Here is a 22,794-nt window from a genome sequence, read left to right as displayed (position 1 = left end):
AAGGCCAAAAAATAAAGGCGGCCATAAAAGGCGCCTTTATTAGTAGGTTTTCCTCAGCCTCCAAAGTGCTGAATATCAACCAACTCAATAGCTGAAGGCTCAACACTCCCTGAAAAGAAGCAAGGCGCAACACGAGCAAAGCGCTCTGGACCATCCGTAACCATAAACTGGACTTGCCCTTCACTTTGCTCATTCAGCAATGCTCTATCACTCAACAGACCTGCAACATATCTTGCTGTGGTTTCAGCTGAGTCAACCAAAGCGACATCACCGCCTAACACTCGGCTAATGCTCGCTTTAAGTGCTGGAAAATGGGTACAACCCAATACGAGTGTATCCATACCAGTTAAACTATTAGATGAGGCCTTAATAATAGGTGACAAACACTTCGCAACAATTTGCTCTACTAAATCCCCGTCGTGCCATCCCTCTTCTGCTAGGGCAACAAACAACGAACAAGCTTGTGCTTGAATAGTTGCATCAGGTCTACGAGTGAGAATAGCACGCTGATAAGCTTGGTTACTTACCGTGCTTTCAGTAGCAATAACACCAATATGTCCATTACGCGTTGCTTTGCAGCTTGCTTCAGCTCCCGGCTCCACAACACCAACAACCAATAAATTAGGCAAAGCAACTTGAAGAGGCTCAACAGCTACAGCAGAAACAGTATTGCATGCTAGGACCAGCAATTTAATATCACGATCAACTAACGCTTGAGCTGCCTGACGTGCATAACGCGTAACAGACAAAGCACTTTTAGTACCATAAGGAACACGCGCTGTATCACCCAGATAAATTAAGTCCTCACCGGGCAACTGCTTTTTCAGCTCATTCAAGACAGTCAAACCACCAACGCCTGAGTCGAATACTCCTATAGGCTTCTTTGACTCATCAATAGATGCAGCACTCATTTATTTACCACGTGCCTTTTTAGACTTTTTCATCACACGGTTGTGCTTTTGCTGGCGTTCTTTCTTAGCAATTTGACGCGGTGTTAAAATATTACGCTTATTCGCAAACGGGTTATCGCTTGTCTTGAATTCAAAACGCATCGGTGTACCACGTATTTTAAGCACTTTGATAAACTTATTTTGCAAATAGCGCTTATAGGATATTGGTAATTGATTGGTTTGATTACCATGGATTACGATGATTGGCGGGTTGGATCCACCCTGGTGAGCATAACGTAATTTTATACGACGACCAGCGACTAAAGGTGGTTGATGATCTGCCGTGATATCCTCAAGCAAACGAGTCAAGCGCGGGGTTGGCCACTTAGCCATAGCACATTCATAAGCCTCATCAACTGAAGCATACATCTCACCGACACCGCTACCATGCAAAGCTGAAATAAAATGAAAACGCGCAAAATCCAAAAACTCTAAACGACGCTGAATCTGTTCTTTCACTTCTTTCTTTTGATCTTCACTCATGCCGTCCCATTTGTTAAGCGCGATGACGACGGCACGCCCTGTATCAAGTACAAATGTCATCATATGAAGATCTTGGTCCGTGATACCTTGTCGAGCATCAACCACAACCACAACCACATTCGCATCTTTGATCGCTTGAAGAGTCTTGATAATAGAAAACTTTTCTACCGCTTGCGTCACATTTTTACGACGCCTTACTCCAGCCGTATCTATCAAGGTATACTTTTGACCATCGCGCTCATAAGGGATATAAACACTATCTCTCGTTGTCCCGCTTTCATCAAAAACGACGACCCGGTCTTCCCCTAATAGCCTATTCACCAATGTGGATTTACCCACATTAGGGCGTCCTACAATCGCAATACGAACACCACTGTCTTTATGGCGTGCCTCTTCATCCAGATCATCGCAGTCTGCAAGAGTGTGTTCAACAAGGGACGTCACGCCACGGTTATGCGCGGCCGCTATCGCTAGGGGGTGCCCAAAGCCGATGGCAAAGAAATCGGAAATAGCAACATCAGGATCTAAGCCGTCTGTTTTATTAACGACTAGAAATACTTTTTTCTCCGCTTTGCGAAGATAGTTAGCGATAAGCTCATCAGCCGGATGAATACCCGCCCTACCGTCTACGATGAAGAAAACAGCATCGGCTTCTTCAATAGCTTGCAACGATTGACGAGCCATCTCGTAATCAAGACCATGTTCGTCTCCTGTAATACCTCCTGTATCAACGACTATGTAAGCTTTGTCTCCGGCCTTTCCTTCGCCATATTTACGATCACGAGTTACGCCTGGCATATCAGCCACCAATGCGTCACGAGTTTTAGTCAGACGATTAAAAAGGGTTGATTTGCCTACATTCGGACGCCCTACAAGCGCTATTACCGGTAACATGTTTGTACACCAAAAAAATAGCGGCCATCTACATTACGCAGATAGCCGCCTGAATTACGAAAGCTGAATCAGTTAAGAGTCAGCGCATACAGACGGCCTGAATCCGTCAACGCATAAATTGTATTATCTTTTACTTTCATATCACCGGTAACACCGGAGCCTAATTTAAAGCGAGCAATAAAGTGCCCGTCAATCTGAGACATAAAGTGTAAATAACCTTGTTTGTCTGCAACCGCCAACGCGTTCCCAGCAACAACCGGAGACGTAATTTGACGATTTTCTAATTGCGACTGGCTCCATACACTCGCAGCTGTGCGTGTATCTAAAGCCTGTATATGATCATTGGCCTCACTGATATAGATGTTGCCAAAGCCCGCCGCTAAACTGTGGTAGCTAGAGATGTCTTTACTCCAGAGTGTTTGCGCATTAAACGGATTGATAGCAACCACCTTACCTTGATAAGAAGGAATATAAATCACGTTTTCAAATAACAATGGACGACCATCAACATCAGTCATGCGTTCAAGCTCAGAACGCCCCTCAGCCAGAGAAATACTTTGCTCCCAAAGCACACCACCTGATTGATTATCCAGAGCTACAAACTTGCCGTTGTCCAGGCCCGCTAACGTTACATCCAAAGCTACTAAAGGAGAACTTGTCCCACGCAATGTCAAACGAGGCATAGAGCTTTCATAGCTCCAAACCTGCTCTCCCGTATCAGCATTAAGCGCTACGATTCTGCCATTTACCTGCTGCGCAACAACTAACTGACTATTAAATTGTGCATCAGAAACTACTTCTGATGACAATTGAGCCACCCACAATTTAGCTCCTGTGCCAGCATCTAAACATATCAGCTCACCCGCCATGGTAGAAACAACTACCTTACCACTACCTGCACCAACGCCGCCGATTAACTCCTGATCAAGCTCTACACGCCATAAGCGGTTGCCTGTGTTTTGGTCAAATGCCGCGACTACGCCATCACCAGACACAGCAAATACAGAGTTATCCAGTAACGCTGGTGTCATTTGGTTAAAAACTTCGCCCGGACCGTCACCGACCTGACTAGACCACTTAACCACTACCTGACGCTCAGCACTAAAGTCCACTAACGGGTTAGGCTCTACTTCATCAGAGCCCCCCCACATGCTGCAGCCAGTAAGGGAAATACTAAGAATTGATGCAGCTAACAAACGGCGCAACATAATGTTAACCCTCTTGCTCAACAGCGAGATCATCCAGTTTGATAGTCAGCAACTGCCTACTTCCAGAATCGCTATTCGCTAGCAACGCTTGCTCATAAGCCTTTCGAGCTGCGGACTTATCGCCTTTAGCTAATTGCAGATCACCTGACAACTCCAGCGCCGCGGCTTTGAAGGCCTCATCAGACACCTTGTTAAGTTCCGCTAATCCTTCCTCTGGCTTACCTTGAGCCAGATATACCTGCGCTTTACGCATGAGAATAACTGACGTCATTTCTTGGCTTGGCTCATTTTCCAAAACCCAATTTAATTCTTTCATCGCTGCATCGTAATTCTTTTGATCCACAGCAATACGAGCTAACAACATGCTACCTAACTTGGCATATTCACTACCATCGTAATCATTTTTAAGTTGCTGCCCCAGATGGTTAGCTGTGGTCACGTCATCAGCAGCACCTTGCTGAACACTAATAGCCACTGCTTGGACTAAATTTTGGTAAATAATAGAAGCGGCTTCTGCATCATTAGCTTGCTTCTGCTGCCAAGCTTTCCAGCCAAAAACCCCCGCCAGCACAACGGCAACGGTTAAAACAAGCGATTTGCCATTCTCTTTCCACCAACTTTTAATCGCTGCTACTTGCTCTTCTTCTGTTCGCATCTCTGCCACGGGTAACACTCCAAAAATTTACAATTAAGCATTTTACAGATTGATGATTACTGCCAAGCACTGTTAATCATTTCAGGAAGCGCTGATAGTGCAATATCTGACTGCACAAGCGCGTCTTCATTCCATAAACTTGCCACTGGCCCTTGCTCTGTTTGTTTTATTAACACAATTAATGCGGCTCCTGACTGGCGCGCTTTATTGTTAATATTTTTCAATCCTGCGAAATGACAACGAATTCGTAGCGACGGCAATTCATCTCTAAGCGTTTCTGCTAGAGCAAAAACCGCTTGTTGAGCCGCTTTATCATCGGCGGCTAGATACAAGTCAAAGCTGCTGCGCTCTTCTTCAGGGATTGCATTAAGCGTTTCTAATAACAAAATCAAACGCTCAACACCCATCGCAAAGCCTACAGCTGGGGTTGGCTTGCCCCCTAATTGCTTAACAAGCCCATCATAGCGACCACCTGCACAAACAGTTCCCTGAGCACCTAATTTGTCAGTAACCCATTCAAAAACTGTTTTACAATAATAATCTAATCCTCGGACAAGACGAGGATTAACCTCGTAGCGGATCCCGGATGCATCTAGCAACTCTGTTAAGTGTGCAAAATGAGACTTTGAATCTTCATCTAAATAATCAGACAACACGGGCGCATCAGCTAGTAAATTCTGAGTATTGGTATCTTTACTATCTAAAATTCGCAACGGATTAGTCGCGAGACGACGCTGACTATCCTCATCAAGCTGATCGAAACGAGCTTCTAAAAAGGCGGTTAAGTCAGCTTTATAGACTTGACGGCTTTCAGTACTACCCAGTGAGTTCAACTGTAAAGTAACAGCGTCCAATATACCCAATTTTTTCCATAAACGCGCACTTAAGACAATTAACTCGGCATCAATCTCAGCGGATGCCATTCCGAAGGTCTCAACACCTATCTGATGAAATTGACGATAACGCCCCTTCTGAGGCTTCTCATAGCGAAACATGGGACCTTGATACCAAAAGCGCTGTGTCTGATTAAATAACAAACCATGCTCTTCACCGGCACGAACGCACCCAGCCGTACCTTCAGGCCTTAACGTTAAGCTCTCGTCGTTACGGTCATTAAAGGTATACATTTCTTTTTCAACGATATCGGTAACTTCACCAATAGAACGCTTAAAAAGCTCAGTCTGCTCAACGATTGGCATACGGATTTCGTTGTACCCGTACGAAGACAGCACAGTGGAAACTTGTCTTTCTAAATATTGCCAGATAGGGGTACTGCTCGGGAGAATATCATTCATCCCCCGAATTGCTTTAACTTTAGCCAACAGGTTACTCGCTTACTATCGATTCAGTGGTAATGAGAATTTTGAAATATTATTATTACTTAACGGAGCCAAATCTATCACATCACCATTGAAGGTAATTTGAGAAACAGCCGACTGCCGCCCTAATGTGAGCCTGATCGGCGTTGGTCCATCAACATTCAATGACTCACCCGCTTTACGTATATTATTAAATAGTGTGCGCCCATTGGCGTCTTTTATCGTTACCCAACAATCATCATTAAACGCTATGTATACTCCAGAAGCCGATACCGGTTCAGAAGAAGCTGGTTCATCGGTAGTCGTGGCGTCAGTTGCTGATGGTTCTGAAGTATCAGACGCAGATACTGCTGCCGGCTGAGCATCTAACTCGGCTTGCAAGCTGGCGACCTGGTCATCAGACATATATTCTGGCTCTGGCTCTGCCTCTGTGGTTAGCGGCTCATCTGAAGAAACCGCTTCTTCTGTTACCTCAGAGTCATTAAACTTAGGTAAAACAAGTGTATTGCCATCTGCCGTTTCTACAGACAGCGTCTGCTCCGCAGCACTAGGCATGGTTTCTGGAGACAAACCATATTGTGTTTTCCACCACCAAACCGTTACAGCGATAATTGCTAAAATAAACAGCCATACCGAGTATTTAATCATCGGATCGCCCAATTTAACTTGCTCTTGTACTTTAGAAACAGAGCGTATGGGTGTGGTGCTGTTAGATTTACCGTATTGTCTATCAAAAGACTCAATTAAAGAAACGCCGTCGAGATCAAGAACCTTCGCATACGAACGGATATAGCCTCGCGCAAAAACAAGACTTGGAAGCTTCTCAAAAGCGCCTTCCTCAATCCATTGAATGTAACGAAGCGGCAGATGCAACTCATCTGCTGCCGATTGCTGAGTCATGTTTTTAGACTCACGCGCAATAATCAGGCGCTCACCGGGGAAGCGGTTAGCCTCTTGGATTACACTATCATCTGGCATACTACTCACTGAGCCGATTCCTTATAGGATTTATATTCTTCAGAGGCAGGATATAGGTTTTTCAAAAGAAGCGCGTAAGTCGCAGCGGTAGAAACATCATTATTCATCCGTGCGATCAAGATACCAACCCACAAGCTTTTTGCTGAGTGACTTACTCGCTTATCATCAACCAAACCTGAAAATTCTTTGTAATAGCCTTCCGCATTCGCTATTTGATTAGCATCTAAATACAACTGAGCTAATTCAACTAATGCTTGGGGCCGGCGACCACCTGTTTTAAGTGAGCGCTCAAAAGCCGAGATAGCCTCAGCTGTTTTGCCTATTCGATTTAAGCACCGGCCTAAGTTTTCAAAGGCCTGACCACGACTATTATAAAACGGGTCTTCTGTTGCTATTGCTAACTGCTTACAAGCCTCTTCGTAACGCTGCTGAGAGAATAAGAAAGCGCCATAGTTATTGTGAAACATGGCCGACTTTTCATCTAAGCTGATTGCTTTGCGATAATACTGCTCAGCCAATCCTTTTTCATCTTCCACTTGAAAGATCAAACCCAACGCGTTGTAAGCTGGCGCGTAGTCATCACGAATTTCGAGCGCTCTCTGAACCGATGACTTAGCACTAGACGTATCTCCACCTCGCAAATACTGCAGACCCAATCGAGTATAAGCTTCTAGCGCTGCTTCTGATGACACCGTATTTTTATTAACGTACTTCTGATCATCTGTTTGTAAATTGGTACATGCATAAAGATTGAGCACCAAAACAGAAAGAACAACTACCCGAAATCCATTCATTGTACACTTCCTTTTGTTACAAGGACTTAACAACTTCAGCCGTACTCTCTTGTACCACAGGTATATATTTTTGACTACGACGTGTTTTGTCTTCTACCTGACCTACTAGCTGGCCACAAGCTGCATCAATCTCATCCCCACGAGTTCTTCGAACGGTCGTCAAAACACCAGCCTTTAGCATAATATCTTTAAATGCCTTAATGGCAGCCTCGGATGGTCGCTCATACCCAGAATTAGGAAATGGATTAAACGGGATCAAATTCAACTTACACGGCAGTGTTTTGAGTAGCTTGCCTAGCTCTTTAGCATGCACAACTTGATCGTTGATACCCGACATCAAGGTATACTCAATGGTAATCACACGACGATCATTTAAATCTTCAAGATAACGGTGACAAGCTGCGAACAATTCTTTAATTGGGTAACGCTTGTTAATTGGTACTAATACATCACGCAGCTCGTCATTAGGTGCATGCAATGAAATCGCTAAGGAGACATCTGTGACCTCACGCAGCTTATCAATAGCAGGAACAACACCAGCAGTACTTAACGTTACTCGACGTTTCGATAAGCCATACGCATTATCTTCCATCATCAAAATAATAGCTTTGACGACGTTATCAAAATTCATTAACGGCTCGCCCATCCCCATCAAAACAACATTGGTCACACGGCGAGGCCCAGCAGGGTCCATTGGACCAAATGATTTAATGGCGATACGTAATTGACCGATAATCTCAGCCGCTGATAAATTGCGATTAAAACCCTGTTTACCCGTAGAGCAAAAGCTACAGTCTAACGAGCAACCCGCTTGAGATGAAATACACAGCGTTGCTCGATCCCCTTCAGGAATCAAAACAGTTTCAACACAAGAGCCACCATCGATACGGATAACCCATTTACGCGTGCCGTCTTTAGATATATCTTGAGTTACCACCTCGGGCTCTCGCACCTCAGCGACTTTACTCAACTTATCGCGCAGAACTTTGCTGATGTTAGTCATCTCATCAAAGCTATCCGCTCCATGTTGATGCATCCACTTTAAAACCTGAGTGGCGCGGAAACGCTTCTCACCCTGTTCAGCAAAAAAAGCATCCAGCTGCTCAGGAGACATCCCTAAAAGATTGGTTTTTGTGGTGTTATCAGTCATGGTCATATCCAAATTAATTACGGTGTGCAGAGAGCCTAGACTCCCTGCACAACCAAAAGATTACTTACCGAAGAAGTAAGCGATCTCACGTGCAGCCGATTCAGCAGAGTCTGAGCCGTGTACCGCATTCGCATCGATTGATTCAGCAAAGTCACGGCGAATAGTGCCTTCAGCTGCTTCTTTAGGGTTAGTAGCACCCATTAAATCACGGTTGGTTGCTATAGCATTTTCACCTTCTAACGCTTGAACCACAACAGGGCCAGACGTCATGAAAGCAACAAGATCCGCAAAGAAAGGACGCTCGCTATGCTCAGCGTAAAAACCTTCTGCATCGGCTTTGCTAAGTTGCTTCATTTGCATCTCAACAACTTTAAGACCCGCTTTTTCAAAACGAGTAACGATTTCACCGATAACATTTTTTGCAACAGCGTCCGGCTTGATAATAGACAGTGTACGTTCGATAGCCATGTGATTATATCCTCTAAAGGGCAATTTCGAAAAACGCGCAATTATACGCGAAGGCAGTGACAGGTCACAACACGCATGAATGAAACAGCCCGGCGAACCGGGCTATTATTTAATCTATTTCATCGATCCATGCCATCTGAATCGCTTCGAGCACTTTTTCACCACATCGATCGGGGTCATCATCAAACTCCGAGAGATCCATTACTTTTTGAAAAAGATCCGGAAAGCTCAATGTTAACGGGTCTACTTGTGGATAAGTTTCTGACAATTCTATAGCCAATTCATTCACATCTACCCACTTAAGCATAAATCCCCCTATCGCCACATGGCGCAAAGTGTCTTTAATGGCGCTCAGATACTTGGTTTATAGTGTAACGAGGTATCTCTACAACAAGATCCTTGTCAGCCACTACTGCTTGACAACTCAAACGAGATTCAGGTTCAAGACCCCATGCTTTATCAAGCATGTCATCTTCTAATTCGTCAGACTCTTCTAACGACTCAAACCCTTCGCGAACGATGACATGACACGTTGTACAGGCGCACGACTTTTCACAGGCATGCTCTATATCAATACCATTCGCCAACGCCGCGTCACACACTGTCACACCTGACTCTGCTTCAATTACCTGCCCTTCTGGACAAAGGTCTTCATGAGGCAGAAAAATAATTTGCGGCACTTAAGAACCCTCCTCGATCTCTTCGATAGTATGCCCTTGAAGAGCACGCTGTATACTTGCGTCCATACGACGCGAAGCAAATTCATCACTTGCCTTTGCTAACTGCTCTACAGCCAACTCAAGCGTCCGCGCATCTTGCGATTGATCGCGGATTAGTTGTAACTGTTCAATACCTGCAATCAAAGCGCTTACTTCATCTGCAGATAAAAGACGCTCACCATCATCAATCATAGCTTGACGAAGCGATAATAGAAGCCTGTCTGCATCCACCTGCTGCTCACGCAAAGCACGTCGGTCTTTATCACTATCAGCTTCAGTATATGAAGCCTTCAACATAGATGTAATTTGCTCATCATCAAGGCCATATGACGGCTTCACCTGAATACTGCTTTGCGTACCTGTGGATAACTCCTTGGCGGAGACATTTAGCAAGCCATCTGCATCTACCTGGAAGGTAACACGGATCTTAGCCGCCCCAGCTGCCATAGGAGGAATACCCTGCAATACAAATCTAGCCAGCGAACGACAATCCTCAACCAACTCACGCTCGCCTTGCAGTATATGAATGGCCATCGCTGTTTGACCATCTTGATAAGTGGTAAATTCTTGCGCCATAGCAACTGGAATAGCAGTGTTACGGTGGATTACCTTTTCAACCAAGCCACCCATCGTCTCCAACCCAAGAGACAGTGGAATCACATCCAGTAGCAACATATCTGATTCCGGCTTATTGCCTGCCAATACATCAGCTTGAAGTGCCGCACCAATAGCAACCACACGGTCAGGATCAATATCTACATGAGGGGCTCGACCAAACAGTGCTTCTACTTCCTCTCTTACAATTGGCACGCGTGTAGAACCGCCAACCATAACAACATCTTGTATCTCACTAAGACCTAAACCGGCATCTTTGACGACACGTTTACATGAACGGATAGTCCGTTTCACTAAAGGATTGACGAGCTCATTGAACTGATTTTTGGTGATAGAGATGCTCATCACATCCGAACCCAGTTGTATGCTAGCTGTCGCCACATCAGACTCAGACAACGCTTCTTTTACAGCTCGCGACTGGTCCATTAACTGCCTAGAAAGCTCTGCAGAGATAGTTCCTGTAATTCCAGCCTCCACCATCAACCACTCAGCAACGGCTCTATCAAAATCATCACCACCTAGGGCGCTATCTCCCCCAGTTGCCAACACTTCAAAAACACCTTTATTCAGGTGCAATACGGACACATCAAAAGTCCCACCACCCAAGTCATATACTAATATGGTGGCTTCATCTTTTTGATCTAGACCATACGCTACCGCTGCCGCTGTAGGCTCACTCAAAAGCCGCAGCACTTTAATATTCGCCAGCGTAGCGGCATCTTTCGTTGCTTGACGCTGCGCGTCATCAAAGTAAGCTGGTACGGTAATAACCGCCCCTACCAACTCGCCTTGCAATGAATCTTGAGCACGCTGCACTAACTCAGACAAAATATCAGCGGAGACTTCTACTGGGCTTTTCGCTCCAGCTACAGTTTTAATGAAGGGCATTCCACCGTTATCAGCTTCAAACTCGTACGGAAGCACATTACCTAATGAAGCGACATCGTCGATACCGCGACCCATTAAACGCTTAACGGAGACAACTGTATTATAAGGATCTTTACTGGCTTGTTCCCGAGCATCAAAACCAACGACCACAGCGTCTTTTTCGTAACGAACAACGGAAGGCAATAAATGACGCCCTTCAAGATCAGGCAATGTCACAGCCTCACCACTGCGAACAGTCGCTACTAGAGAGTTTGTTGTACCTAAATCAATACCTACCGCTAAGCGATGCTGATGTGGTACTGAGCTTTGACCGGGTTCTGCTATCTGCAGTAATGCCATAAACCTAAAACACCTATAAATCGAGTTCGTTTTCTGCCTGCTCTATTTCTTTTTGTAACTTTACCGCAAATTGCATCTTACGAATGACCACTTCAGCCTCGGCCAATGCAGAGTCAGACTCGCTAACTATGCATGCAGAAAATTGCTTCTCCAATAGAGCCAATTGTGACTCTACCGAGTCAGCCATTGTTTCAAGTTGATCTTCTGCATCAGCTGCCACTTTTGCTTGCTCTAATGATTCACGCAACTCCATTTGCTCAAACAAGAACATAGGATCGAGTTTTACTGATGATTCATTAGTAGTATCAACACCTCGTTTCTTCAGCAGGTATTGCGCACGCAACAGTGGGGATTTTAAAGTTGAATAGGCTTCGTTTAGATATGCTGTATATTGAACAGACATACGCTGTTCTTTCTCGGATAGATGAGCATGCCGGTCAGGGTGAAGCTGCTTTTGCAGCTCCCTAAAACGACTCGTCAACTCTCGCACATCTAGATCGTATGCGGCAGGCAACCCTAAGAAAGCAAAATAATCTTGTTGTATATCCATGCTACCTGGTTGCCAACACTTAGACGTTAAAACTTTCGCCGCAACCGCATTCGCTGCGAACATTTGGGTTATTAAACTTAAACCCTTCGTTCAATCCTTCTTTGACAAAGTCGAGCTCAGTGCCGTCAAGGTACGCCAAGCTTTTAGGGTCGACCACTACGTTTACGCCACCCATTTCAAATACTTCATCATCGGATTCTTGCTGATCCACAAACTCCAACACATACGCCATACCGGAGCAGCCTGAAGTTCGCACACCCACACGAATACCAAACCCAGAACCTCTTTTTTCAATAAAGCGAGAGATATGCTGAGCCGCAGCGGGGGTCATTGATATTGCCATAGTTACTTCCTATGCCTCTTCACGAAGCTGTTTAGTCAGAAACTAAAGCAGGCTTATTTAGCCTGCTTGTTCTTATAATCGTCAATTGCTGCTTTGATTGCATCTTCAGCAAGAACAGAGCAGTGAATTTTCACAGGTGGTAGCGCCAACTCTTCAGCAATCTGAGTATTCTTAAGCTCAGCCGCTTGATCTAGAGTCATCCCCTTAACCCACTCTGTTATTAGTGAGCTGGACGCAATTGCAGAACCGCATCCATAGGTTTTAAATTTAGCGTCTTCTATAACACCTTGATCACTCACTTTAATTTGCAAACGCATGACATCGCCACACGCAGGAGCGCCCACCATACCAGTACCAACACTGGCATCTTCATCGCTCATTTTACCGACGTTACGCGGATTTTCGTAATGATCTATAACTTGATTACTGTAAGCCATTGTCTCTCTCCAATCAGTGCTGGTTTAGTGATGAACCCACTCAACCTTGCTCAGATCCACACCGTCTTTAAACATATCCCACAGTGGTGAAAGCTCACGCAATTTTTCCACTGCACCTTTAATTTGATTGACTGCATAGTCAATATCTTCGTTTGTAGTAAAACGGCCAAATGAGAAGCGGATAGAACTGTGCGCCAACTCATCACTCAAGCCCAGTGCCCGTAAAACATAAGAGGGCTCTAGACTAGCCGATGTACATGCAGAGCCTGAAGAAACCGCCAAGTCCTTAAGAGACATTAGCAAAGACTCACCTTCTACAAAGGCAAAGCTAACATTCAGGTTAGCTGGTACACGCTGTTCTAAAGAACCATTAATGTGCACCTCTTCAACATCTTTCAAGCCGTCCAACATACGTTCGCGCAAGGCTAAAACGTGAGCGGTATCTGCTTCTAGCTCTTCTTTAGCTAAGCGGAAGGCCTCTCCCATCCCAACTATCTGATGTGTTGGCAAAGTACCCGAACGCATACCGCGCTCATGACCACCGCCGTGCATTTGCGCTTCTAGGCGAATACGCGGCTTACGGCGCACGTACAAGGCACCAATACCTTTAGGGCCATATGCTTTATGTGCGCTGAAAGACATTAGGTCTACTTTCATTTTTTCCATATCGATAACTACTTTACCCGCACTCTGGGCAGCATCTACATGGAAAACAATTCCTTTACTACGCGTGATTTCACCAATAGCAGCGATATCTGTAATCGTGCCAATTTCGTTATTCACATGCATCAATGAAACAACAGTTGTGTCTTCACGAACCGCATTTTCGACCATTTCAGGTGTGATTAAACCATCAGAACCTGGGTCAAGATATGTCACTTCGAAGCCTTCACGCTCCAGCTGACGACAAGTATCTAAAACCGCTTTATGCTCGATTTTAGAAGTGACGATATGCTTACCTTTCTTTTGGTAAAAATGAGCTGCCCCTTTGATTGCAAGGTTATCTGATTCTGTAGCACCAGAAGTCCAAACAATTTCACGAGGATCTGCGTTAATCAAATCAGCAACTTGGCGACGCGCCGTTTCTACCGCTTCTTCTGCTTTCCATCCAAATAAGTGAGAACGTGAAGCAGGGTTACCAAAGTTGCCATCCAATGTTAGACAAGCCACCATCTTTTCCGCTACGCGCGGATCAACAGGCGTTGTAGCAGAATAATCAAAATAGATGGGTAATTTCATTGTAAAAACTCCGGTTCGTCACTAACTACACGGCTGCTTTATCAAGCAGGAGGTCGTTTGATGATAAAAATATTTGGCTATCTTGGCGGCGATCTTGACGATCCGCGACTTGGCGCACATCTTTACGAGCAACCAGATCAGCCAGCGATATATTATTCAAAAAAGAGTGGATCTGTTCACTAAGATCACACCATAAATTATGCGTTAGGCACGTTTCGCCACCCTGACAATCACTTTGACGACTGCAGCCAGTAGCATCAACCGATTCATTAACCGCATCAATTACTTGGGCAACGCTAATAACATCTTGACCGTGGTTTAGCTGATAACCACCGCCTGGACCACGTACACTTTTTACCAAGTTGCTTCTACGAAGCTTGGCAAACAGCTGTTCAAGATACGATAAAGAAATGCCTTGCCTTTCAGAGATATCCGCCAGACTAATAGGCCCTTTTCCTTCATGCAGAGCCAAGTCAAGCATGGCCGTTACTGCATATCGCCCTTTTGTCGTCAGTCTCATAACACTTCCGCCATTTGTTTATTCAATGACGATATTATCCTTAAACCGACAAAAACAGTCAAGTATTTATCCTACTAATTTAGTCAGGTTTAAAGACGTGCTGGCGCAATCTTAACATTGTCTTGGCAAAATATCTTGCCACCCCACGAAGAAGCGCTGTTTATGTTATCGGCGACGCTTTTTTTCGATGTGAGTTAGCATTCCACGCAGGACGTTAATTTCAATTTTATCTAGAAGCGCACGCTGGAATAAACGACGCAACCTAGGCATCAACTGACGTGGTTTCTCAGGGTCTAAGAAGTCAACATCAATTAACACACGTTCAAGATGTTCATAAAACAACTCTAATTCTTTGTGCTCTGCCAGGTCCGCATCCCATTCCGTGCCCCACTGAGGCGCCTGCTGCACAGCTGTTTGATTTGCCAAATAAGCCATGCGACATTCATACGCTAGCACTTGAACCGCCGCTGCTATATTTAACGAGCTGAAGGACTCTACAGAGGGAATATGAACGTGAATATGACACAACTGTAACTCTTCATTAGTTAAGCCGCGATCCTCACGTCCAAAAACCAAAGCCACATGCGAACTAGCGCTACCCGACTGAGCCTTTGCTATAACACCAGCCATTTCATGTGGGTCCATGATAGGCCAAGGAATATGTCGCCCACGCGCACTTGTACCAACCACCAAATGCGCATCAGCGACCGCTTCCTCAAGCGTGCTCACAATGGCAGCCCCTTCCAGCAAATCAGTTGCGCCAGACGCTCTTGCATCTGCATCAGGTGAAGGAAAAGCCTTTGGCTCAACTAGCGTTAAAGATGATAAGCCCATATTTTTCATGGCACGTGCCACACCACCAATATTGCCTGGATGGGTGGTATTTACCAAAACGACACGAATATTATCTAAATTCATAACAATCTCACCGAAAAAACGCTCAATAGTTTAACAGATTGTGCATTAGGTATTCTTTAGCTTGGTTAGCTTTTGTATAATCTCTTTTTTGTTCTAACAGCAGGCTCACTATCTAATGCAACCCATGCTAAACATTGCCCTACGTGCCGCTCGCCTTGCAGGCGAACAGATTGCGCGTGCCGCCGAGCGTCTTGACCTGATCAAATCAGAGCACGACAGCGTCACCGACTTTCTTAACGAAACTGCAACCAAGGCAGAGCAGACTATTGCTTACACGCTTCAAAAAGCATACCCGGCACATGAAGTTAACGCCGAATTCTCAGGGACATATGCACCAGCAGAGGGTACTGCGGAAGTGATCTGGCATATTAACCCTATCGACAGCATCAACAACTTTATGTGCGGCCTACCGGACTTTGCTATTTGCTTAGCCGCCACCCATAAAGGCCGTGTTGAACATGCCGTCATTCTTAACCCCATGACCGGTGAAGAATTCACAGCTAGTCGCGGCCATGGCGCCCAACTCAACGGCAAGCGTATGCGCGTAACCAATCGACGCGAACTACCACAGGCCGTTATTGCCACTAGCTTTCTGAACAGTAAAAAAGAAAAAAGCTATACCGGCACCTTTACTAACATCCAGCAAAGCATACTCAACGCCAACGGTATTTTTCTAAACACAGGCTCCACCGCTTTGAACTTAGCTAATACAGCTGCTGGTCGTCTTGATGGCTTTGTACAAATAGGCTTAAGCCCTGTCGTTCTTGAAGCTGGCTCTTTGCTAATCCAAGAAGCTGGCGGCTTACTCGGTGATTTAAAAGGAGGCAACTCTTTCCGCCAACATGGCGACACCGTATCAGCTAACCCTAAAATGTTTAAATCTCTCTTAAAAGCACTGCATGGCATCGCTGATTAAAATCAGCTCCCGCCAACCAAGCAATACGCTTAAGGGAACTTAAACAAAAAAACCGGCAAAAGCCGGTTTTTTTATGCATTTACACTACTTACACCGTAAATGGGTCACGCAATACGATAGTCTCGTTGCGATCAGGGCCTGTTGAAACAATATCAATAGGCGTCTCAGTCAGCTCTTCTAAACGCTTAATATAAGCAAGCGCCTCTTTAGGCAGGTCATCAATCGACTTAGCGCCCACCGTAGAACCACTCCAACCTGCGATTTCTTCATACACAGGTTGAACAGCTTCGTAGTCTTCGCTACCTGTCAACGTTTCTACCGGATTACCTTGAGCATCAAGATAACCTGTACAGATATTAATCGTCTCCAAGCCATCGAGCACATCCAGCTTAGTCAAACAAATACCCGAAACCGAGTTAATCTGCACAGCATGCTTTAAAGCGACTGCATCAAACCAACCACAACGGCGCGCACGCCCTGTGGTAGAGCCAAATTCATGGCCTCTCTCAGCTAAACGATCACCAATTTCACAGTCAAGCTCTGTCGGGAAAGGACCTCCACCCACACGCGTTGTGTAAGCTTTAGTAATACCTAAGATGTAATCTAAGTAAAGCGGACCAAAACCAGAACCTGTTGATGTACCACCCGCCGTTGTATTTGATGACGTAACAAACGGATAAGTACCATGATCGATATCTAGCAATGAACCCTGAGCACCCTCAAACATAATGCTCTCGCCATTTTTGCGCATTTTATGCAAAATAGCGGTCACATCAGCGACTAGCGGGCGTAGTTGCTCACCCATTTCCAAAGCTTCTGCGAGCACTTGCTCAACATCCACTTCTTCAACTTTGTAATAGTTTTTCAATGTAAAGTTGTGATATGCCACAACTTCACGAAGCTTCTCTTCAAAACGCTTCGCATCCATCAAATCAGCTAAACGTAATCCACGACGCGCCACTTTATCTTCGTAAGCTGGGCCTATACCACGGCCTGTCGTGCCAATTTTAGCGTTACCACGAGCCAGCTCACGAGCTTGATCAAGAGCAACATGGTAAGGAAGAATTAATGGGCAAGCACCGCTAAGCTTTAATCGCTCACGAACCGGCACACCCGCTTCTTCCAGTCCACGCATCTCTTTGATGAGCGCTTCTGGTGATAACACCACACCATTACCAATCAGACAAAGCACGTTTTCACGTAGCACGCCTGATGGAATCAAGTGAAGGACTGTTTTTTTGCCGTCAATCACCAAAGTATGGCCCGCATTATGGCCACCTTGGAAACGAACAACCGCTGATACTTGCTCAGTTAACAAATCGACAATTTTACCCTTGCCTTCATCGCCCCACTGAGTACCTAAAACAACTACGTTCTTGCCCATTGTTGTCTCTAAATTAATTGCGTTAATCGTAGTAGGGTTACCGAGTCTGTACGACCCAGCTTCCCGCTTTTTGAACCAATTCTTTTTGAACAGATGACGCTAACTTATCACCCGGCAACTGCTGCACGACACGATAACCTTGATCACGCAACAATTTTATTGCACTTAGCAAGTCTGCCTCATCCCCAGATGGAGCAACCACTATGTCACCGACCCGATGAGAGCCAGCACTAAGTGAAGCCAAAGTTTTCAAGTCGGCACTAAAACCGGTAGCCGGTCTAGCCCGCCCAAAATCACGACCTATTGCGTCATAACGCCCACCCTTTGCTACAGCCTGCCCAAAAGCAGGCGTAAGCGCCGAAAAGACAACACCCGTGTGGTAGTGATAACCACGCAACTCACCCAAATCAAAGTACAGATCTATAGATGGGAAACGTTTAAGAATCTTTTGAGAAAGCGCATCGAGATAATCGACCGCTTCAAGAATAGCAGGGTTGGCATGAGCAAAAAGAGCTCTAGCTCGCTCCAACACTTCGAAGCCACCATTAAGTCGGGGTAACGCAGCAAGCTTATCTTTTAAGTCTTGCTCAGCCTCAAGTTCTGCCAAAAAGAGATCAAGCTCTGGCAACGCTTTGCGCTGCAGGAGCTCCATATAGCGGTCCGTAACACTAGCATCTAAACCCGCATCAACTATCAGGCCGCGAAAAATACCTATATGTTCTAAATCTAAACTTAGGCCATCTTTCAAACCCGATGCATACAATGTTTCGATCATCAGAGAGATCACTTCTAAATCACTCTCGATTCCAGCATGACCGTAAAGCTCAGCACCTATTTGCAGCGGGTTTCGGGAAGCTAGCATGTTCGCTTGATGCGTGTGTAAAACAGAGCCGCAATAACAAAGGCGGTTAGCGCCATCTACATGCATTCTGTGCGCATCAATACGCGCTACTTGAGGAGTGATATCTGCTCTTATACCTAGCGTTTGACCTGTTAACTGATCAACCAACTTAAAGGTATTTAAATCTAAATCTTTACCAACGCCTGTTAGCAGGGACTCTAAATGCTCCATCAGGGGCGGCATAACTAATTCATAGCCCCAAGCATCATACATATCCAACAAACTGCGACGCAGCGCTTCAACCTGGCGCGCATCTGATGGCAGCATTTCTTTTACACCATCAGGAAGTAACCAGCGATCAGCCAATGCCATTTAACAACTCCAAAACTGACTTCAGTGAATCAGATATAAACCAGAAACTCCGGCTAGCATGCTTAATAACCCAATGATACGTAACATACGATCATCGATAGTTGCCAACTGCTCCACCATACGACGCCAACGCCCAGGATGTAAAAAAGGAATAATTCCTTCCAATACAAAAACCAAACACAAAGCGATTGCTAATTCGTACCAAAAATTGGCGGACATCATAACCACACTTCACACAAAAAAACCGGGTCTCAGCCCGGTTTTGTAGATTTTAACACGGTTTGGTTGCCAAAGTGCAGTACATAACCACAAATTGGCAACAATCCGATTAATTAGTCGCTTTAGAACCTTTTAAGTACCTAAAGAACTCAGAATCCGGCTCCAAAACCATGATATCGCCCTTACCATTAAAGGACTCTGTATACGCTTTCAAGCTTCGTGTAAAAGAGTAGAACTCAGGGTCTTTACCGAAAGCGTCCGCGTATACAGCAGCGGCAATGGCATCACCTTCACCGCGCAGCTCTTCAGATTCACGATACGCTTGAGCTTCGATGACCGTTTTCTGACGATCAGCATCAGCACGGATACCTTCTGCAAGCTCAAAACCACGAGATCGCAATTCTCGCGCCTCTCTCTCACGCTCGGTTCTCATACGTTCGTAAACAGATTGAGATACTTCTTGAGGTAACTCAACTCGCTTAACGCGAACGTCGATGATACTAACACCCAGTTCTTTTTGAGCAACCTGACTCAGGTTGTTGATCACCTCTTTCATCACTTCATCGCGCTCACCAGACACAACCTCATTCAAAGTACGAGAAGCGAACTGGTTACGCAATTCATTCTCTACTTTAGAAGATAATAAGTCTGCTGCACGAATTTCATCACCCGAAGTTGCACTGTAATACGTTAAGTTATCAACAATTTTCCACTTAACAAATGCATCAACGCTCAAACGTTTTTTCTCGATGGTTAAGAAATCACGAGGGCGACCATCCATTGTCATCACACGCGCATCAAATTTACGCACTGCGTTAACAAATGGAATTTTGAAGCGCAAACCAGGCTTAACATCTGTATCGACGATTTCACCAAATTGCAGCTTAATCGCGCGCTCTGTTTCTTTAACGATATATACCGAGTTAGAGACCACTATAATGATAACTAACGCTAGAATAATCGATATTAAGGACTTACCGCTCATTATCGACCCTCCCTACGAACCGTTGCCTGGCGCTGACGCAACTCTTCAATTACTTGACTAGTCACGTTTTTGACTGACTGATCATCCAGACGCGTTGTGCGCGGTGATGTAGTCGTCGTTGATTGACGATCAGAGCTATTCTGCATCAACTTATCCATAGGCAAGTACATCACGTTATTGCCACCTTCTACGTCCATCAAGACTTTAGCGTTATTGGAAAGCACACTTTCCATCGCATCAAGATACAAACGTTCGCGAGTAACAACAGGAGCTTTTTGATATTCAGTTAGTAACGCATCAAAACGCTTAGTCTCACCTTCAGCTCGTGCAACTACTTGCTCGCGGTACGCATTCGCCTCTTCGAGAATACGTTGCGCACGGCCTCGTGCTTCCGGAACAATACCGTTAGCATAAGACTGAGCTTCGTTTTTCGCGCGCTGCTCATCCTCTCGCGCCTTGATCACGTCATCAAAGGCATCTTGAACTTGTGACGGAGCTTGCGCATCTTTGATGTTTACCTTGTTAACGGATAAGCCCGTCTGGTATTCATCCAAGTAGCTCTGTAGCCGGGCTTGTACATCAATACCCAACAGCTCACGTCCTTCGGTTAAGATTGAGTGCATATCAGTTGAGCCAACCACCTGACGAAGTGCAGACTCAGCCGATTGAGCAAGACTACCATCTGGATCACGAACCTGAAGCATGTAAGCAACAGGGTCAGAAACCACATATTGAGTCACCATGCTTACGTCGACGATGTTTTCGTCTTCCGTTAGCATCAATGCTTTATGATCATGCTCACGAACACGGGTTGTGTTAATGATGCTAACCTGATCGATTAATGGTGGGTTCCAATGCAGACCCGGATTAACTGTTTCGTAGTACTTACCCAACCTAAGAACAACACCCCGTTCCTGTTGATCGACCGTGTAGGCACCCATAGCTGCCCAAACGCCTAAAGCAACCACCGCAGCAATTACCAATACAAAACCACCGCCTCCGCTTGATGAAGATTTATCTCCACCACCAGAAGAGCCATTTTTGTCCGACCCAAACAGACTGTTTAACTTATCTTGAAGTTTACGCAGCGCTTCATCTAGATCTGGTGGGCCTTGGTCATTATTACCACGATTCCCGTTGTTGCGATCTTTACCGCCCCAAGGATCCTGGTTGTTACCGTTACCGCCAGGCTCATTCCAAGCCATATCGTTCTCCGTTAAAACCAATTAAAAGTCTTTAAATTATTATATCGGCTACTCTTTGGCAGCCGCACCAATCACTTTTGCCCACACATTACTGTATGGGCTTAGTAGATCTCATGTATGCGATATTGCTCTGTTGGCAAGCCTAAGCGACTCAATATCTGTAACAAGTCTTTACGCTGCAGACGCACTTCTAGATGCATCGCACCTTGATCATCTACTGTTTCCTGCAAAACGGCACCCTGTGCGTATAGCTGTGCACGCAGTTGCCCTTCGCGAGGTGATAGATTCATTGTCTCATGGAAAATATCATCCGTCAGTCGCTCATTAATCGCTTGCAGAAGAAGATCAATCCCCTCCCCGGACGCCGCAGACAACCACACCCGCGTTGGGACACCCTCGTCATTTCGATCAATACGAGGTTGCTGCCCTGGCATTTGGTCTATCTTGTTATAAACCTGCAACAAAGGCACCTCGTCAGCACCGATTTCACGCAGTACATTCTCTACTTCGGTTATGTGCCCCTGACGTTCCTCATCAAAAGCATCGATAACATGAAGCAATAAGGTAGCGTCAATCGTTTCCTGTAACGTAGCACGAAATGATTCAACTAACTTATGCGGCAAATGACGAATAAAACCAACAGTATCAGCCAATATAGCTGGCCCTACGTCTGCTAACTCTACCTTTCTCAAAGTTGGATCTAGCGTAGCAAACAATTGGTCCGCCGCGTAAACATCCGCGTCGGTAATACGATTAAATAATGTCGATTTCCCGGCATTGGTGTAACCCACCAACGATAGCGTAGGTACTTCGGCTCGCTGACGCGAACGACGACCTTGTTCTCGCTGCTTACGTACTTTTTCTAATCGAGAATGAATAGTTTTTATACGTGCTCGCAATAAACGTCGGTCTGTTTCCAGCTGTGTTTCACCCGGACCTCGTAAACCTATACCACCCTTTTGACGCTCTAGGTGAGTCCAACCTCGAACAAGCCGAGTAGACATGTACTCCAGCTGGGCTAATTCAACTTGTAATTTACCTTCATGAGTGCGAGCGCGTTGAGCAAATATATCCAAAATCAATCCGGTGCGATCTAACACTCGACATTGTATTTCACGCTCAACATTTCGCGCCTGAGCAGGCGATAAAGAATGGTTAAAAATAACCACTTCAGCTTTATGCTCGGCAACTAACGTACGCAACTCATCTAATTTACCCGTACCAATAAAATATTTAGACACGGGACGATGACGAGTACCTATTAAAATATCAATAGGATCCGCACCAGCGGACAAAGCGAGCTCTTCTAGCTCGCGCGGAGATTCCTGGACAGACTCATCGTACATATCCATATGAACGAGTATGGCTCTTTCACCAGACTCCGGACGTTCAAAAAACAATCAGT

The 22,794-nt window shown here is 45.3% G+C and carries 25 protein-coding genes; 1 reads left to right on the top strand and 24 read right to left on the bottom strand.

The genetic code is table 11. From position 1 onward, the window contains the following. Positions 1 to 53: 53 nt before the first annotated feature. The 18 genes from murI to OW491_RS01565 form a co-directional block, all read right to left on the bottom strand. On the bottom strand, positions 54 to 911 hold the full coding sequence (gene murI / locus OW491_RS01650) for a glutamate racemase (protein WP_290034455.1): 858 nt from the start codon (positions 909 to 911) through the stop codon (positions 54 to 56). Beyond that, positions 912 to 2,327, bottom strand: coding sequence for a ribosome biogenesis GTPase Der (gene der, locus OW491_RS01645; RefSeq protein WP_075179882.1), 1,416 nt, complete (start codon positions 2,325 to 2,327; stop codon positions 912 to 914). Between the two features lie 68 nt (positions 2,328 to 2,395). Continuing rightward, a complete protein-coding gene (bamB, locus tag OW491_RS01640) occupies positions 2,396 to 3,535 on the bottom strand; it encodes an outer membrane protein assembly factor BamB (RefSeq protein ID WP_290034454.1) in 1,140 nt (379 codons plus the stop codon). Positions 3,536 to 3,539: 4 nt separating this feature from the next. Next, positions 3,540 to 4,190 (bottom strand): tetratricopeptide repeat protein, encoded by a 651-nt coding sequence (locus tag OW491_RS01635; RefSeq protein WP_290034461.1) that lies wholly within the window; start codon positions 4,188 to 4,190, stop codon positions 3,540 to 3,542. 56 nt (positions 4,191 to 4,246) lie between these two features. Continuing rightward, the gene (gene hisS / locus OW491_RS01630; RefSeq protein WP_217693889.1) at positions 4,247 to 5,485 is read right to left on the bottom strand and encodes a histidine--tRNA ligase; all 1,239 of its coding nucleotides are present in this window, start codon (positions 5,483 to 5,485) and stop codon (positions 4,247 to 4,249) included. A gap of 42 nt (positions 5,486 to 5,527) precedes the next feature. Next, positions 5,528 to 6,487, bottom strand: coding sequence for a RodZ family helix-turn-helix domain-containing protein (locus OW491_RS01625; RefSeq protein WP_290034460.1), 960 nt, complete (start codon positions 6,485 to 6,487; stop codon positions 5,528 to 5,530). A gap of 5 nt (positions 6,488 to 6,492) precedes the next feature. Then, positions 6,493 to 7,281, bottom strand: coding sequence for a type IV pilus biogenesis/stability protein PilW (gene pilW, locus OW491_RS01620; protein ID WP_178969234.1), 789 nt, complete (start codon positions 7,279 to 7,281; stop codon positions 6,493 to 6,495). 16 nt (positions 7,282 to 7,297) lie between these two features. Further along, on the bottom strand, positions 7,298 to 8,431 hold the full coding sequence (gene rlmN / locus OW491_RS01615; protein WP_075173868.1) for a 23S rRNA (adenine(2503)-C(2))-methyltransferase RlmN: 1,134 nt from the start codon (positions 8,429 to 8,431) through the stop codon (positions 7,298 to 7,300). A gap of 60 nt (positions 8,432 to 8,491) precedes the next feature. Beyond that, positions 8,492 to 8,899, bottom strand: a complete 408-nt coding sequence (gene ndk / locus OW491_RS01610; protein WP_075173867.1) for a nucleoside-diphosphate kinase — start codon at positions 8,897 to 8,899, stop codon at positions 8,492 to 8,494. 109 nt (positions 8,900 to 9,008) lie between these two features. Further along, positions 9,009 to 9,206, bottom strand: coding sequence for a Fe-S cluster assembly protein IscX (gene iscX, locus OW491_RS01605; protein ID WP_075173866.1), 198 nt, complete (start codon positions 9,204 to 9,206; stop codon positions 9,009 to 9,011). Between the two features lie 34 nt (positions 9,207 to 9,240). After that, positions 9,241 to 9,579 (bottom strand): ISC system 2Fe-2S type ferredoxin, encoded by a 339-nt coding sequence (fdx, locus tag OW491_RS01600; RefSeq protein WP_075173865.1) that lies wholly within the window; start codon positions 9,577 to 9,579, stop codon positions 9,241 to 9,243. Then, positions 9,580 to 11,460, bottom strand: a complete 1,881-nt coding sequence (gene hscA, locus OW491_RS01595; RefSeq protein WP_178969236.1) for a Fe-S protein assembly chaperone HscA — start codon at positions 11,458 to 11,460, stop codon at positions 9,580 to 9,582. A 13-nt stretch (positions 11,461 to 11,473) separates the two neighbouring features. Further along, entirely contained in the window at positions 11,474 to 12,010 is a 537-nt protein-coding gene (gene hscB / locus OW491_RS01590) for a Fe-S protein assembly co-chaperone HscB (protein ID WP_290034453.1), read from the bottom strand. Between the two features lie 19 nt (positions 12,011 to 12,029). Continuing rightward, on the bottom strand, positions 12,030 to 12,353 hold the full coding sequence (gene iscA, locus OW491_RS01585) for an iron-sulfur cluster assembly protein IscA (protein ID WP_075173862.1): 324 nt from the start codon (positions 12,351 to 12,353) through the stop codon (positions 12,030 to 12,032). A gap of 53 nt (positions 12,354 to 12,406) precedes the next feature. After that, positions 12,407 to 12,790, bottom strand: coding sequence for a Fe-S cluster assembly scaffold IscU (gene iscU / locus OW491_RS01580; protein ID WP_290034452.1), 384 nt, complete (start codon positions 12,788 to 12,790; stop codon positions 12,407 to 12,409). 24 nt (positions 12,791 to 12,814) lie between these two features. Next, entirely contained in the window at positions 12,815 to 14,029 is a 1,215-nt protein-coding gene (locus tag OW491_RS01575) for an IscS subfamily cysteine desulfurase (protein WP_075173860.1), read from the bottom strand. A gap of 25 nt (positions 14,030 to 14,054) precedes the next feature. Beyond that, positions 14,055 to 14,549 (bottom strand): Fe-S cluster assembly transcriptional regulator IscR, encoded by a 495-nt coding sequence (iscR, locus tag OW491_RS01570; RefSeq protein ID WP_075173859.1) that lies wholly within the window; start codon positions 14,547 to 14,549, stop codon positions 14,055 to 14,057. A 165-nt stretch (positions 14,550 to 14,714) separates the two neighbouring features. Continuing rightward, positions 14,715 to 15,467 carry an RNA methyltransferase gene (locus tag OW491_RS01565; RefSeq protein WP_075179874.1) on the bottom strand — a complete coding sequence of 251 codons (753 nt, stop codon included), beginning with the start codon at positions 15,465 to 15,467 and terminating at the stop codon, positions 14,715 to 14,717. 115 nt (positions 15,468 to 15,582) lie between these two features. Here OW491_RS01565 and OW491_RS01560 point away from each other — a divergent pair, with 115 nt between their 5' ends. Then, positions 15,583 to 16,383, top strand: a complete 801-nt coding sequence (locus tag OW491_RS01560) for an inositol monophosphatase family protein (protein WP_246283256.1) — start codon at positions 15,583 to 15,585, stop codon at positions 16,381 to 16,383. Positions 16,384 to 16,471: 88 nt separating this feature from the next. On the opposite strand, the gene OW491_RS01555 is transcribed toward OW491_RS01560, so the two are convergent. From OW491_RS01555 to hflX, 6 genes are all read right to left on the bottom strand, one after another. Continuing rightward, positions 16,472 to 17,767 (bottom strand): adenylosuccinate synthase, encoded by a 1,296-nt coding sequence (locus OW491_RS01555; RefSeq protein WP_178969238.1) that lies wholly within the window; start codon positions 17,765 to 17,767, stop codon positions 16,472 to 16,474. 37 nt (positions 17,768 to 17,804) lie between these two features. Next, a complete protein-coding gene (locus tag OW491_RS01550) occupies positions 17,805 to 18,980 on the bottom strand; it encodes an ATP phosphoribosyltransferase regulatory subunit (protein ID WP_290034451.1) in 1,176 nt (391 codons plus the stop codon). 21 nt (positions 18,981 to 19,001) lie between these two features. Continuing rightward, positions 19,002 to 19,202, bottom strand: coding sequence for a DUF2065 domain-containing protein (locus OW491_RS01545; RefSeq protein WP_306460960.1), 201 nt, complete (start codon positions 19,200 to 19,202; stop codon positions 19,002 to 19,004). Positions 19,203 to 19,308: 106 nt separating this feature from the next. After that, positions 19,309 to 20,184 (bottom strand): protease modulator HflC, encoded by an 876-nt coding sequence (hflC, locus tag OW491_RS01540; RefSeq protein WP_075179870.1) that lies wholly within the window; start codon positions 20,182 to 20,184, stop codon positions 19,309 to 19,311. After that, positions 20,184 to 21,389, bottom strand: coding sequence for an FtsH protease activity modulator HflK (gene hflK, locus OW491_RS01535; RefSeq protein ID WP_290034450.1), 1,206 nt, complete (start codon positions 21,387 to 21,389; stop codon positions 20,184 to 20,186). The genes hflC and hflK overlap by 1 nt, the downstream gene beginning before the upstream one ends. A gap of 101 nt (positions 21,390 to 21,490) precedes the next feature. Further along, on the bottom strand, positions 21,491 to 22,789 hold the full coding sequence (hflX, locus tag OW491_RS01530; protein ID WP_075173852.1) for a ribosome rescue GTPase HflX: 1,299 nt from the start codon (positions 22,787 to 22,789) through the stop codon (positions 21,491 to 21,493). Positions 22,790 to 22,794: the final 5 nt, after the last annotated feature.

It is taken from the genome of Neptunomonas sp. CHC150 (assembly GCF_030397555.1).
Classification (GTDB): domain Bacteria; phylum Pseudomonadota; class Gammaproteobacteria; order Pseudomonadales; family Balneatricaceae; genus Neptunomonas; species Neptunomonas phycophila.
Note: the sequence above shows the minus strand (reverse complement) of the source record. Positions and strands in the feature narration are given on the sequence as shown.